The sequence below is a fragment of the Pseudomonas sp. HPB0071 genome (genome assembly GCF_000478505.2).
In the GTDB taxonomy this organism is placed as follows: Bacteria; Pseudomonadota; Gammaproteobacteria; order Pseudomonadales; family Pseudomonadaceae; genus Chryseomonas; species Chryseomonas luteola.
Window position 1 is genome coordinate 2,000,766 of record NZ_KI517367.1, and the last position, 13,787, is coordinate 2,014,552.

Genomic DNA, 13,787 nt, shown 5'->3' on the forward strand with positions numbered 1-13,787 from the left:
TGATCTTAGGAAAGGTCCTGCTCAGTCGGGGCCTTAAGGGCCGACGCTTTTATGAGCGCTGTGTCCTGGGTGATTTGGGTGGCAGCTGACTCATGGAAGTGAGCCCGGCCTTTACCGGCGCGCTTGGCGCTATACAGTGCTTGGTCAGCCAAGGTTATAGCCTCTTCGATGTCCATCGCATCCTGTGGCCACAGGGCTATGCCTATGCTGCACCCTACCTTGATTTTTTCGTTGGCCAAGAAGAAGGGGTTATCAAGGGAACGGATGATGCGCAGGGCGACGGCATCGATAACCTCTTTCGTATCGGTGATAGCGAACGGTACAAGCATCAGAAATTCGTCACCGCCTAGCCGTACAACTAGATCATTCTCTCGAAAACATGTGAGCAATCGTTGTGCAACGCCTTGCAGAAGCAGGTCTCCCGTACCATGGCCGAAACGGTCATTGACGGGCTTGAACCCATCAAGGTCCAGGCATAGCAAAGCAAGGCTACCGCCCTGCTGTTGGATATGTTGTTGAACCTGCGGTAGATAGCGTTCAAGCGCAGCTCTATTGGCTAAACCAGTCAATGTGTCCTGGTAGGCAATGCTTTCCATCGCATCCAGTTGGTCTCCCTGATGGCTCAGGCTCTGAACGAGTTGGCGGATGGCCTGGCTCAAGCTGTGTACTTCGACAGTTCCCTTCAATTCGGGAATTTCAACGTTTTCACCGGCTGATAGACGCCTGGCGGCCGTTACGATTTGATTGAGCGGTTTGGTAATGAACCCCGCCAGCAGCCAGCCGATGACGGCAAATATCACAGCCAGCACAATGCCCCCTGTGAGTATTTCTGTCTGTAGTTCATGGGCAGAGGCATATGCAGCGTCCAGTGGTTGGCGTGCTACAACAGTCCAGCCCAGGCCGGGATAGTCACCGTGCCCATCACTCATTGCGAAGCCGGTAAGGTAAACCTGTCCATCCGGCCAACGTTGAAGCGACCAAGACTGTTGTTCAATAGCGTCCCATTTGAAGTTCAGCTGTTGGCCAATCATCTCCTTCGGGCCTAAGAGGATGGTGTGGTCTTTGCTAACCACCATGAACTCAAGCCCTGGCAAGCGTTGCTGAATGGGCTTGAGCAAAGACTGCCTCACCTCATCAGCCCAGCCCCAGGAGAGATGCGACGCCAATACCCCAATCAATTTTCCATTGTCGTCCTTGATGGGCAGGCTTATATCCACAAATTTCATTGCCTCACCAGTAGGGTTAGGCAAAAGCTTGGCCAGCAGTACAGCTTCGTGCACGTCTCCTATAAAAGGCTCTTGCAGCGCGTTCAAGTAAACCGGACGCTTGGCAATGCTGGCGCCTTCCAGAATACCGTCATTGGATGCCATGACGTTTCCTTGGGCATCTGTGAGCCCAATCCAGGCAATACTGGGGAACTGCTCCTGCAGGTGATTAAGTAGCCGCTTCGCCTCTTTGTTGTGACTAGGATCGCGCAGTGCCTGGAGCTGGCTCAATACAGTCAGCTCTCGGGCGCGGCCATCCATGTCCCGGTCGAGATGATCGACCATGTCGAGCGCCGATTCGGCCAGTTCGCGTCCGATCTGATCCCTCAAGCGGTTGACCGAGGCGGTTCCGATGAGCGCGCCAAAGATCCAGCTTAGGGAAATAATGAGAAGCGCCACAATTAACGCGAATCGAGTACGTAAACTGGAGAAAATGAGCATTTGTTCAGGAGTGCATGTGAAAGAGCAACAAGAAGCGCTGCGGCTTGTTAAGGGGAGGAAGTGTGAGACTTATCGGCCATTAGTGGCAAAGCTGTAGGCCATCAAAAAAGTGCTGGAGGCCCACAACTATCTAGTATGAAGCGAAACGGCCAATAGACGTTAACCGTTTCGTGGGCGGTTCGCTTAGGCAGACTAACTGTTACAACGCGCGGAACATCACGTAGCAGTCCACAAGCCCCTGGGTGCGGTGGCGGTAGGCCTTGGGCAGCGTGCCGACGATCTCAAAGCCATGCTTTTTCCACAGGGCGACCGCCACCTGATTGGTGGAGACCACCGAGTTGAACTGCATCGCCAGAAAGCCCAGCTCGCGGCCTGTTCCCAGCGAATGGGCGCACAAGGCACTGGCGACTCCCTGCCCACGTGCGGCTTCGGCAGTCATGTAGCCGCAGTTGCACACATGGCTGCCCGGCCCGGCGGCATTGGGCTTAATATAATAGGTACCCAGAATCTGCCCGTCCCGCTCAGCGACAAAGGTGGCCTTGGGTAGCTCGACCCAGAGCTTCCAGGCGGCGTCACGGTCCATGGCCGGATCAAGCGCATAGGTTTCCTGGCTTTGGACGACTGCCTGGATGATCGGCCAGACCTGATCAAAGTCAGCGGCGGTAATGGGGCGAATATTCATAAGAGCACTCCTGCGTTCGTTCTGGCTTTGATAATGCCAGCTCACGCCTGAAAACGTTACGTTTGTCGCTTTGCGAAACGTTCTGTTTCATCTCCACACTTTGCACACAATCCCTCGACAGGCCAGCAAGGTTGCCTTTGCACAATGCATGGCAGTTGTCATCGCGCGTCTGCTGTAGACCACGGTGATCCTCACCCAATCGCAGTCTGGAGCAATCCATGAACAACGAAGCCTTGCTGGCTGACGAAGCCAAATACTGTTCTTTTGGCGACACCGTCCACTACGTTAATCCGCCCAAGATTTTTACTGGCTGCGAAGGCAGCTACATGTATGACGCCGAGGGCACACCCTACCTCGACCTGCAGATGTGGTACTCGGCCGTCAACTTCGGCTACAAGAATCCGCGTCTCGACGCCGTGATGCGCAAGCAGCTGGATGTCCTGCCCCAGGTTGCCAGCCAGTATCTACACCCCACCAAGATCGAGTTGGCCAAGACCATCGCTCAGGACGCCGAGCGCAAGTTTGGTTTGCCGGGCCGCGTGCATTTCAACGTTGGCGGCTCTCAGTCCGTTGAAGACTCCCTGAAGATCGTCCGTAACGCTACTGGCGGCAAGAGCCTGATGTTTGCCTTCGAAGGCGGCTACCATGGCCGTACGCTGGGCGCATCGAGCATTACCTCCAGCTACCGCTACCGTCGCCGTTACGGCCACTTTGGCGAGCGCGCCAACTTCGTGCCGTTCCCTTATCCCTTCCGCCGCCCGAAAGGCATGACGGCCGAAGAGTACGGCGAGCACCTGGTGAAGGACTTTGCCCGTAAGTTCGAGAACGAATACCACGCAGTGTGGGATCCCAAGGCGAAGGAGTCGGAATATGCGGCCTTCTACGTCGAGGCCATCCAGGGCACCGGCGGCTATATCGTTCCACCGAAAAACTACTATACCGGCCTGAAAAAGGTCTTGGACGATCACGGCATTCTGATGGTGGTCGACGAGATCCAGATGGGCTTCTACCGTACCGGCAAGCTGTGGTCGATCGAGCATTTTGGCGTGAAGCCGGACATCATCGTCTTCGGCAAGGCGCTCACCAACGGCATGAACCCGCTGGGCGGCGTGTGGGCCCGCGAAGAGCTGATCAACCCCGATGTATTCCCGCCGGGCTCCACGCACTCCACTTTCGCGTCCAACCCGTTGGGTACGGCGCTGGGCCTCGAAACCCTGCGCATGACCTCGGAAGTGGACTACGAGAAGCACGTGATGGATCGCGGTGCGTACTTCCTGGAAGGCCTGAAGGACCTGCAGAAGCGTCACAAGGAAATCGGTGATGTCGACGGTCTGGGTCTGGCCCTGCGCGCCGAGATCTGCACCGAGGACGGCTTTACCCCGAACCGCGAGCTGTTGGACAAGATGGTGGACATCGGTCTGGCTGGCGATCTCGAATACCAGGGCAAGAAGACCGGTCTGGTGCTGGACGTGGGCGGCTACTACAAGAACGTCATCACGTTTGCACCGTCGCTGGAAATCTCCTTCGCCGAGATCGATCAGGCGATGGTACTGCTTGACCAGCTGATCACTCGCGCCAAGCAGGCCTGACGCGGTGGGGCTCGAACAAAGGTCCGGCTCTGCCGGACCGCTGTACGGCAATCAGCTCGAGCCTGGGGCGCTGATCAATCAGTTCAGCGCCCATCCGCCCGACGGGTTTCAGGTGCTGCGCCTGCCCCAGGCAACACCGGGCTTCGAGGCGGAGTTCGATCTGCTGACTACAGTAGACGGATCGCTCAAGCGCAGGATTGAATCACTCCCCCTTTATCGCCATTGGTCCAAATGGCTGCGTATCCGTACAGCCTTCATCGGCACGACGGTTTCCGAATATGCCCTCTTCCCGGCAGCCTGGTCGGCTCGCTCGCTGGTCAAGCGTCTGCGTAAGGCGCTGGGGTGGTGCTATCCGATGATGATCATCAAGGATATTCCCCAACACTCCCCCCTGCTGGACGACTCGGCCAACCGGTATGCGGAGCGGCTGCTTGAGGCCTGCAAGGCAGAGGGTTTCGTTCTGGTGGAAGGTCAGGCACTGGCCTATGTACCCATCGATTTCGCCTCCGTGGAGGAATACCTGGGCCGTCTTTCGTCGAGCCGCCGCAAGGATATTCGCCGTAAATGGCGCAAGCGCGAGGCGTTGACGATTTGTGAGGTGTCGACAGGCGATGCGCAGTTCCTGTGTGACGAGCTGATCGACGAGTATTACCGGCTATACCTGAATGTGTACGACCAGAGCGAGATTCACTTCGATCGTCTGTCTCGAGGGTTTTTCGAGCAGATGCTGCGAGATGCAGGCAGCGGTGGAATGGTATTCGAGTATCGCCATGAAGATCGTCTGATCGGCTATAACGTGTGCTTCGTGCATGACGGCAAGCTGATCGACAAGTACATCGGGCTGCAATATCCCGAAGCCCGGTCGTTCAACCTGTACTTCATCAGTTGGCTCATCAATCTGGACTATGCCCTCAGCCACGGCCTGACCCATTACGTAGCCGGCTGGACAGACCCGGAAATCAAATCCTACCTGGGTGCTTCCTTTACTTTCACCTGTCACGCCGTCTATGTGCGCAACACCCTGTTGCGTGGCCTGGCGCGACGCTTTTCCCGGTACTTTGAAAGTGACCGCCAATGGAGTGACAGCCGTGAACCAGCCTATCGTTCTGGATCTTGATGGCTCTATCGGTGCAGTAGACAACGCCCTGCGCCTGGACCTGCGTGACTGGCAGGCACGGGTGCGGTTTGGCTGCCGCGTCTCGACTCTCGATGCCTTCGGCCGTGATGTGGTGGCCCGCCTACCCGTCAACCACGGCCCTGTACTGATGGGTAGTGGTGATTTTCATCATTTGAGTTGGCCGCTCATTGCCCGGCAGACATCCCGTACACGGGGCGTTCGGGTCGTAGTGTTCGATAATCACCCGGACAACATGCGTTATCTGTTTGGTATCCATTGCGGTTCCTGGGTGCGTCGTGTCGCCCTGTTGCCGCAGGTCAGCCACGTTCATGTGGTGGGTATCACCTCGCCAGACATCGGCCGTGGACATGCTTGGGAGAATTACCTGACGCCACTGCGCAGCGGTAAGCTGAGCTACTGGAGCCTGGGCGTAGACACGGGGTGGGCGCGTTGGCTGGGTGTGCAGTCGGCCTTTCGCAACTTTGCCGATGCCGACACCCTGGCTGATACCCTGAGTGAGCTCCTGATCCGTGAGCAGCACCCCACGTACCTATCCATCGACAAGGATGTTTTCAGTCCTTCGGTCGTCCGCACCAACTGGGATCAGGGTGTCATGCTTGAGCATCATGTCATGCAGGCGATTGAGGCCTTGAAAGGGCAGCTCTTGGGCAGTGATATCACCGGTGATGTCTCAGTCTATCGGCACCCCAGTGCCTGGAAGCGTTGGCTAAGCGCCGGCGATGGCCAGACGCTGGAAATACCTGATTTGACCTTACAATCCTGGCAGGTGGAGCAGCATGTGCTCAATCAGCGTCTGGTTAGCCGGCTGAACACGGCGCAGGGCTATGAGCGTGTCATGCGCTCGGCGTGACAAGCCTCTTCAATCCCCCCATAGACCACATCGAAATCAGCCTCGCTCAACCAGGGGCTATTGCTGATGGCCAGGATTCGATCCGCCAGCCGGCGGGCTTCCTGGCATTCGACGGGCGGCTTGTAGGTAAGCGTCGTGTTCAGATAGTGGTAATCCGGCAAGGCATGCACGAAGGGAATGCTCAGACCATAGCCATTTCCCCAGAGTGCTTCCAGTACCGAGTCACGGGCCTCGCGGCTGGGCATGAGCACTAATAAAACGGGCCAGCTCCCCTCGCCCTCATGACCTACAAGGGGAACCAGCCCAGAAAGGGTGCGCAGGCGCTTGAGCCTGAGTTCGGCCTGCATGCGCTGTTGTGCGAGGAAGTCGGGCAGGCGCTTCAGGGCGCGAACGCCAACGGCCTGCCGCCAAGACCCAACCTGATGCAACGTAATGGGCAGGGAAAAATATTCATCGGCAGCGGCCACCCAATCCCCTTTCTTCAGCGCACGCCGCAGTGGCAGGCCGTAAGCGAGCCGCAGACCCGCAGGCCGATAGAGGGCGGCATAGCCCAGTAGCTCAACACTGCGCTTGAATTCCAGCCAGGGTTTTGGATGCGCCAGCGCCTGACTGGCATGACGCAAGGCCTGACGAATCGTCTCCTCGCGGGCGATAAGGGCGCCGCCTTCAAAAATCGTAAGCCCCTTGCCCACTGCCAGGCTGAAAAAGGCAATGTCGCTGCGTGTGCCGATGCTATGACCACCGACACGGCTGCCCAAGCCCTGGGCGGCATCCTCGATCACCCAGGCGCCTACCGCCCGGGCGCATTCAAGCGCTGGGTCGATATCGCTGATCCGGCCGCACAGGTGGGTTGGGACGACGGCCAGGGTCTGCTCGTTGCACAAAGTCTCGAGCATTAATGGATCAAGGTCGAGGCTGTCCGGCTTGAGGTCGCAGAGTTGCAACTCAAGCCCGCATTGGACAACTGCCAGCGCCACCAGCGGGCAGGTATAGGCCGGAACGATAACGGTCGTACGCGCAGGTGACAGCCTTTTCAGCGCTGTAAGCGCAATGACCATTGCCGCGGTGCCAGAGCTTTCCAGCTGAACATGCTCCACGCCTAGAAAACGCGCCAGGGCGGTGCTCAGGTTACGCTCGCCGCCGGGCAGCAGGTCGCGCAACCGCAAGGGCAGGCCCGCTGTGGGCGGTGCGTCGAAGTAGGCTTTACGAGGAAGCGGCTTCACGGTGTTCACTCAGGGCCAGGCAAACGATGCCCAGGATGATCAAACCGGCAGCCAGCAGTTGCGGCCAGCCCAGATGCTCGTTGAACAGCCACACGGACAGCAGCATCACGGAGACGATCTCCAGGTGCGAGGCCGCAAAGGCCGGGCCGACCGGCACGTGCTTGAGCAGGGTCATCCAGCAGAAAAAGGCGCCGATGTAGCCTACGAACGCACCGTAGATCCATGGATGGCCGAATACCCGCCACAGCCACTCGGTGGTCATCGACAGGGGTTCGGCCTGCATGGCGGCGTATTTGAAGCTCAGCTGCGCCAGCGTATCGAACGCCATGAGCAGCAGAAAACCAATCAGGTAGAAACGCTTCATGCCTGTATCCCCACTACGGCAACGCCAATGGAAATGAGGCTGATACCCAGCACCCGCAATGGCGTGAGCTTTTCAGCGAAGAAAAAACGCCCCGCCAGCATGATGGCCACAATATTGATCGAGCCCAGCAGTACACCCTGGGACAGCGGCACCAACGACAGAAACGCCAGCCACACGACAAACTCCATCACGTAGCAGCCGATTCCCAGCCACAGCCACGGGCGACGGCTCATCTCTATCCAGTGCGCAAGTCCGTCCTTGTCCGCCGACTCGGTCGCTGCAGCCTTGAACGCCAGCTGGCCGACACTGTCGACCACCACATTGGCGATCCACAGCACGATGACGAGCCCCGGAAAGGTTTCGGCCGTCATGCCGTGACCCTGTCCGCCACAGGCGATACTGCCTGCTCACCCAGCACGCTCTTGATGAACGCAACCGTTTCGGAGGCCACCTTGCGCCGCTCACGGTCCACTGTGATCATGTGATAGCTGTCTTCCAGCCAGACCGTTGTCACCGGTCCCTTGACCGAGCGCTCTACCAGTCGCGCGTTATAGTCGAGGCTGGCAATGTCGTCCTGGGTCGCGTGCATCACGAGACAGGGTGAGGTGATGTCGCCGAGCTGTTTGCGTACCTGGGTAGCCAGGGCATACATCTCTGCCACGGCCCACCAGGGATTGCCCGGCAAGCCTGCTGCGGCGCTGTCGCCAGAATTCATCTGGTCGACGATGTAGGTGCGCAGCATTTCATCCTTGATGCCATAGGGCGGCTGCTCGATGAACATGGTCTTGCGACCAATGCCCAGCGCCTTGCAGATCGGAAGGATGAAGCAGAAACGGGTGTAGAACGGCATGCTCCAGCCGTCGTGGCGGAACATGGTCGCCAGCGCGGCTACGCCGGCAATCCGGTCCGGCTGATCGGCTGCCAGCTTGAGTGCCAGTAGCGCGCCCATGGACAGACCCGCCACGAAGACATGATCGACCTGCTCGCGCAGCTTGTCCGCTGCAGCACAAACACTGGCATACCAGTCCTGCCAGCGCGTGTCGACCAGATCATCGGCTGTGCCGCAGTGGCCGGCCAGTTGAACACCATAGACCGTGAAGCCAGCCTTGTTCAGCCCACGGCCGAACAGGCGCATCTCGTTGGGAGTTCCGGTCAGACCGTGGATCAGAAGGACGCCGGTGCGGCCGCCTTCCAGAAGAAATTCATGTTCAGTCATCGAGAGGGTTGCTCTTGAGGAACGAGCTCGTCCAGCCAGGACAGGGCGTCGTTGAAAGTGGAAATCGGTGCGAAGGGATAGCCGCGCTGGCGGCAATGATCGATCAGCTTGTACTTGGCCAGCACAAAGTCAGCCCGGCCCGAGACGCAGAAGTCCGAAGTGCTGTCGCCAATGAACAGGACTCGCTGCTGGCGCTGGTGCTGAAGGGCAAGCCGCTCGCACTTGCAGGTGCCGCTGTCGCGAAGGCAGTGCGGGCTGGCAAAGGGAGAGGCAAGTTCCCAGCTTCGCTCGCCGGTCTGGGTCAGGTAGTTGGCCTGCACGGGCAGCCCGCCCAGGCCGTGGCGACGCAGGATATAGCGGATCGCATAGTCTAGCCCGTCACTGATGACTTGAATCAGCAGCCCCCGCTCGCCAGCGGCCTCGACAAAAGCACGAAAGCCCGGATCGATGGCGATGCCGTCGAGATGCGCGTGGAACTCCTCCTGTGACATGTCCAGCAGTGCCACCTGGCCCTGCATGCAGTCCCGTGAGCCGATCCGACCGGCCTCCCAATCGTCTTCCAGCTCTTGCCAGCCGGGGCGGCCAAAACGTTCGAGCAGGGAGTCGATCACATCGACCTGGCTGATGGTGCCGTCGAAATCGCACTGGATCATCCAGGGCTGCGAAGGGTTCGGCAAAACCTCGCGAACGACAGGCGTATAGGGCCTGAGCGATTCGTCGAGCACGGAGTGTGAAAGATTATTCATGGAAATTCACCCGTACATTCTGGCCGATACGAAGCGTCGGCGGCTGATCGAACGCGAGCAGGCAGTCGACCACTCGCACGTTGGGATGTCCCTGGCTGTCGTCGTCCAGGTGGCTGCTGCCAAAGAGATCGCCCAGGCGTGTGACGTGCGCCTTCAGGGGCGGCTGGCCGGGCTCGGCTTCCAGCACAACATCTGCTGTCATGCCCGGCTTCACACGATGCACAAAGCTTTCATTGAGTTCGGCGCGGATTTGCAGCGGGCGCTCCGGCAGGATCACCAGCAGCGGCCTGGCATCCTCTGGCGAAACGAGCGAACCCTGGGTGGCGTTGACGCGCACTACCGTCCCGGCCTGCGGTGCGTGCAATACGCGCTCGGCCAGTTGATCCTTGGCCAGCGCGACATGCTGGCGGGCAATCTCGACCCCTGCCTTGGCAACGGCCTGTGCCGACTCCAGCTGCTGAACCTGTTGCCGGGCCTCGGTTGCCTGTTGAGGGTCCACTGCACCCTGACGGGCGGCCTTCTGCAATTGCTGCGCACGCTGGCGCGCTGGCGGCAGACGCTGCTCCGCCGCTTTCTGCCGGGCCTGCGCCTGCGCCAGCTCTGCTTCATAGGCCTTGAGTTCGGTACGGGCGCTCCGGTCGTCCAGTGCTGCCAGTTCGGCGCCGCGCTGGACCGTGTCGCCTTCGGCCACGGTAAGGCGTACAAGTCGGCCGGTCTGCAGGGATTTAAGCTCCAGCAGTCCACCCTGCACCTCTACCTTGCCCCTCGCCATGGCTACATATTTTGCGGCTTCGGTTGCAGCTGGCTTTGCCGGTCGCGGAGGTTTCTTGTCCGAGCAGCCTACGACCGATGCGATCATCAAGGCGGCCAGCAGACTGTGGGTAATACGCATGTTCATCAGGCAAACTCCCTGCGGGCGTGGCTGCCCTGTTCGGAGGGTCGCCAGTCACGTTGAATCTGTCCGTCCTCCATCTCCAGTACCCGGTCGGCATGACGGATCAGGCGCGGATCGTGGCTGACGCACAGCACGGTCGAACCTTGCTCATGGGCGATGCGTTGCAGCATCCGGGCGACGTTTTGTCCGTTTTCGGCATCCAGGGCACTGGTAGGCTCATCGGCAAACAGCAGTTGGGGGCGCTTGGCCAAGGCGCGGGCAAGTGCCACACGCTGCCGCTCGCCGCCAGACAGCGAAGCCGGGCGCAGGTCGAGCCGGTGAGCCAGCCCCACTTCCTTGAGCACCTGCCGGGCGCGCTCCAGGGCGTCCTGGTTGGAAAAGCCCAGATAGCCCAGCGGCAATGCCACCTGCTCGGTAGCGGTCAGCGCCGGAAACAGATTGAAGCCCTGAAAGACAAAGCCGGTGTGCTTGAGGCGGAAGCGCTCAAGGGCACGCTTGGCCAGTCCACCTAGCTTCTGGCCCAGAGCGCGGGTCTCACCTTCGTCCGGCGCCTGCAACCCACTGAGCAGCGACAGCAAGGTGCTCTTGCCACAGCCCGAAGGCCCTGAAATCAGGGTCAGCTCACCCGGATAGATGGAGACGGACAGCCGTTGCAATACGTGCAGGCGAACCATGCCCATGAGGAAGGATTTGCTGACCTCATCGGCTTCCAGGCTGGGAGCGGGACGCTTCACAGGAGTCATGTCATTACCTCAACAGCAGTGCAGGGTCAGCGCGCAGCAGGCCGCGCATGGCAATGAGCCCGGACACGAGCGCAAGGCCCAGGACCAGGGCGGCGCAAATCAACGCGATCGGGGTGTTCATGGCCACGGGGACGTCATGGCGGGCGGCGACGCTTAGCAGGACCGTGCTGGTAAGCCCGGTAACAAGCAAGCCGAGCCCGCCAACCCAGCAGGACTGTTCAAGCACCACCTGACACAGTGATCGGAAGCTGGCGCCCAAGGCGTTAAGCACGGCATATTCGCGGGCAGAGGCGGCTACCATGGCCATCAACGACTGGCTGGTGATCACCCCGCCGACCAGGCAGACAATGCCTGCCATGAACAGTACGGCTACCCCCGCGCCGGTATCGAACATCCAGTAGAGCTGGGAGCGCCAGGCAAACTGCTTGGCTGTCCAGACCTCGAAGGGACCGAAAGATGGGTTGGCGACCAGGCGGGCCTGGGCCGCCTCGACATGGCTGGGCTTGCGCACCTTGGCAACGTAATAGGTCGGTCCGCTGCCAGGATTGTCATCCCCCTGCAGCAGGCGGGCTGTGTCCAGTGAGACCAGCACGTTGACGCCACCCAGGCCGCGCAGACCGGCAATGGCCGCGACGACATGAACGCGATGGCCATTGATCCATGCGGATTGATCCAGGCTGACGCCCAGCTGATTCAGTTCCGAGCGGTCGACGATGACGGCGTTGGGCTCTTCCAGGCGCTGGCGCAGTCCTGAGGAGAGCAGGCTGGAAAACATCATGCCCTGGCGGCCCGGATTGATCCCCGATACAAAGACCGAGACGCCACCGCTTTTCTCATGGGTGCCATGCCAGTCGCCTTCCACCCAGATATAGGGTTCTACATCGGTAACATCCGGGTCCATGCGCAGGCGCATTTCCACGTCAGGACTGATCGTCCGACCAAAGTTGACGCTCTGGGTACCTGGATAGCCCGCCCATAAATCGGCGGATGAGGACGAGACGTACACCGCCGCGCTGCCAAAGATACCCAGCACCAGTGCAGCCTGCACCGTCAGCAGCACACCGGAAAAGCCAATGGCCAGAATGGCTGGTAGAAAGCGGCGCCATTCGTGGAACAGCGTCTTGCGGGCCAGGGCAATCATGTGTGCTTCTCCCCGGCTCCGGCAGGAAGCGGTGCGCCGCCCAGCGCCTTATAGAGCGCCACGAATGCCAGGCTTCGACGAGCCTGGGCCGTGGTAAGTTGAAGCGAGGCCTGCAACTGGTCACGCTGGGCGTCTAGCTGCTCCCATTGGCTGGTCAGACCTAGTTGAGTCAAGGTCAGGCCATGTTGCGCCCGTTCGTCCAGTGCCGCTTCTGCCTGCTGCAGGTGCGTGACCCGCTCCTGCTCCTGGCCAAAGGCCGCCAGGGCTGCTTCGGTCTGGGCAACGCTGTCGAGCAAGACCTGGCGGTAACCCTGCAAGGCGGCCTTCATAGCGTACTTCTGGGCTTTCTCTGCGGCTTTGCGCTGGCCCCAATTGAAGATAGGCAGGTCGATAATCGGACCTACCATGGGAACGCTGTTTGAGCGGACCTTTTCGTGCATTGTCATGTTGTAGGCATACAGATAGGAAGTGCCCAGCGCGACGTGAGGATAGAGATTGGCATGGGCCAGACCCAGCTCACCGGCTGCCTGCAGGACGTCGGCTTCTGCCCTTTGGATATCGGGACGGGTGCGCAGGAGGTCACTGGGCACCTGCTGCACCGAGACCTGCTTGATGCGCGGCAGCGGCTGTACCGTATTCCAAGAGGCATCTGGTGAGGTCTGCCCCAGCAGGGCGGCCAGGGATTGCAGGGCTCGTGCCTGGACCTGGCGGGGTTGCGCCAGGCGTGCCAGGGTCTCGGCCTGTTGGGCCTGGAGTTGCAGGCGCTGATCGGGCGACGCCAGATGGCTGGGAATACGGATATCCAGCAGGGCCAGGGCCTTCTGATCCAGCGCCGCCAGGGCTTCAAGCGTCTGGATCTGTTGCTGGGCGGCGCGCAGTTCGAGGTACTGGCGCACCACTTCCGAAACTACAGTGACCTGGGCGGCCTGCTGCTCGGCTTTGGCCTGCTTTATCCTGGCTTCGGCCTGCTTTTCAGCACCTTCACGCGCGCCAAACAATCCCAGGTCCCAGACCGCGTCCAGGCTGATCTGGAAAAAGGTATCCGTGGCTGAGACTTCCTCGCTGCTGCGGGTTGCCAATGACAGTTGGGGCAGATAATCGGCGTCAGTCTGGCGTGTCAGCGCGCGGGCCTGCTTCAGACGGCTCGAGGCTTGGGCCAGCGTCAGGTTATCGGATACCGCACGTGCCAACAGCTTATCCAGTACGGGGTCGTTGAAGGACTTCCACCAGCCGTGCAGATCAACGGTCGGCGCTGCCGATGCAGGCTGGGCAACCTGTTGCTGCCACTGGCCCGGCAGCGTCTGGGGCAGCGCCGGTGCATCGATCTGCGAGCAACCCGCCAGCACCGTAAGTGCCAGGCTGCAGGTAGAGCAAAAACTGACCGGAAAGCGAACCATACGACAGCGAACCCTGGACAGCGAGTATCCAATCGAAAGAGGTTTGTGTAGCCCGAGGCTACGGCGTGAGGGAATTGTGCAAAGTCAAACTTGCGTG

Annotated in this window: 14 protein-coding genes; 3 read left to right on the forward strand and 11 right to left on the reverse strand. The window is 60.0% G+C overall.

Annotated features, from left to right (window positions below; all coding sequences use genetic code 11):
* Positions 1-5 precede the first annotated feature (5 nt).
* Complete coding sequence (locus tag HMPREF1487_RS09425) at positions 6-1,664, reverse strand: sensor domain-containing diguanylate cyclase (RefSeq protein ID WP_244294394.1); 1,659 nt, start codon at positions 1,662-1,664, stop codon at positions 6-8.
* 241 nt (positions 1,665-1,905) lie between these two features.
* Positions 1,906-2,388 (reverse strand): GNAT family N-acetyltransferase, encoded by a 483-nt coding sequence (locus HMPREF1487_RS09430; protein ID WP_010796406.1) that lies wholly within the window; start codon positions 2,386-2,388, stop codon positions 1,906-1,908.
* Positions 2,389-2,606: 218 nt separating this feature from the next.
* On the opposite strand from HMPREF1487_RS09430, the gene HMPREF1487_RS09435 reads away from it, so the two are divergent.
* The 3 genes from HMPREF1487_RS09435 to HMPREF1487_RS09445 are packed head-to-tail and all read left to right on the forward strand — an operon-like array spanning position 2,607 to position 5,965.
* Positions 2,607-3,977, forward strand: coding sequence for an aspartate aminotransferase family protein (locus HMPREF1487_RS09435; protein ID WP_010796407.1), 1,371 nt, complete (start codon positions 2,607-2,609; stop codon positions 3,975-3,977).
* A gap of 4 nt (positions 3,978-3,981) precedes the next feature.
* Entirely contained in the window at positions 3,982-5,094 is a 1,113-nt protein-coding gene (locus tag HMPREF1487_RS09440; RefSeq protein WP_010796408.1) for a GNAT family N-acetyltransferase, read from the forward strand.
* Positions 5,066-5,965 carry an arginase family protein gene (locus HMPREF1487_RS09445; RefSeq protein WP_010796409.1) on the forward strand — a complete coding sequence of 300 codons (900 nt, stop codon included), beginning with the start codon at positions 5,066-5,068 and terminating at the stop codon, positions 5,963-5,965. Before HMPREF1487_RS09440 ends, HMPREF1487_RS09445 begins: the two co-directional genes overlap by 29 nt.
* On the opposite strand, the gene HMPREF1487_RS09450 is transcribed toward HMPREF1487_RS09445, so the two are convergent.
* From HMPREF1487_RS09450 to HMPREF1487_RS09490, 9 genes are read right to left on the reverse strand one after another with little or no spacing between them, the layout of a single operon-like run.
* On the reverse strand, positions 5,938-7,188 hold the full coding sequence (locus HMPREF1487_RS09450) for a DegT/DnrJ/EryC1/StrS family aminotransferase (protein WP_010796410.1): 1,251 nt from the start codon (positions 7,186-7,188) through the stop codon (positions 5,938-5,940). The genes HMPREF1487_RS09445 and HMPREF1487_RS09450 overlap by 28 nt on opposite strands.
* Positions 7,169-7,552 (reverse strand): DMT family transporter, encoded by a 384-nt coding sequence (locus tag HMPREF1487_RS09455; protein WP_010796411.1) that lies wholly within the window; start codon positions 7,550-7,552, stop codon positions 7,169-7,171. Before HMPREF1487_RS09455 ends, HMPREF1487_RS09450 begins: the two co-directional genes overlap by 20 nt.
* Positions 7,549-7,923, reverse strand: a complete 375-nt coding sequence (locus tag HMPREF1487_RS09460) for an EamA family transporter (protein WP_010796412.1) — start codon at positions 7,921-7,923, stop codon at positions 7,549-7,551. Before HMPREF1487_RS09460 ends, HMPREF1487_RS09455 begins: the two co-directional genes overlap by 4 nt.
* A complete protein-coding gene (locus tag HMPREF1487_RS09465) occupies positions 7,920-8,768 on the reverse strand; it encodes an alpha/beta hydrolase (RefSeq protein ID WP_010796413.1) in 849 nt (282 codons plus the stop codon). The genes HMPREF1487_RS09460 and HMPREF1487_RS09465 overlap by 4 nt, the downstream gene beginning before the upstream one ends.
* Positions 8,765-9,514, reverse strand: a complete 750-nt coding sequence (locus HMPREF1487_RS09470; protein ID WP_010796414.1) for an MtnX-like HAD-IB family phosphatase — start codon at positions 9,512-9,514, stop codon at positions 8,765-8,767. The genes HMPREF1487_RS09465 and HMPREF1487_RS09470 overlap by 4 nt, the downstream gene beginning before the upstream one ends.
* Positions 9,507-10,412, reverse strand: a complete 906-nt coding sequence (locus tag HMPREF1487_RS09475) for an efflux RND transporter periplasmic adaptor subunit (RefSeq protein ID WP_010796415.1) — start codon at positions 10,410-10,412, stop codon at positions 9,507-9,509. Before HMPREF1487_RS09475 ends, HMPREF1487_RS09470 begins: the two co-directional genes overlap by 8 nt.
* Complete coding sequence (locus tag HMPREF1487_RS09480) at positions 10,412-11,152, reverse strand: ABC transporter ATP-binding protein (RefSeq protein ID WP_010796416.1); 741 nt, start codon at positions 11,150-11,152, stop codon at positions 10,412-10,414. The genes HMPREF1487_RS09475 and HMPREF1487_RS09480 overlap by 1 nt, the downstream gene beginning before the upstream one ends.
* 4 nt (positions 11,153-11,156) lie before the next feature.
* Positions 11,157-12,293 (reverse strand): ABC transporter permease, encoded by a 1,137-nt coding sequence (locus HMPREF1487_RS09485; RefSeq protein WP_010796417.1) that lies wholly within the window; start codon positions 12,291-12,293, stop codon positions 11,157-11,159.
* Complete coding sequence (locus tag HMPREF1487_RS09490) at positions 12,290-13,690, reverse strand: efflux transporter outer membrane subunit (RefSeq protein ID WP_010796418.1); 1,401 nt, start codon at positions 13,688-13,690, stop codon at positions 12,290-12,292. The genes HMPREF1487_RS09485 and HMPREF1487_RS09490 overlap by 4 nt, the downstream gene beginning before the upstream one ends.
* Positions 13,691-13,787: the final 97 nt, after the last annotated feature.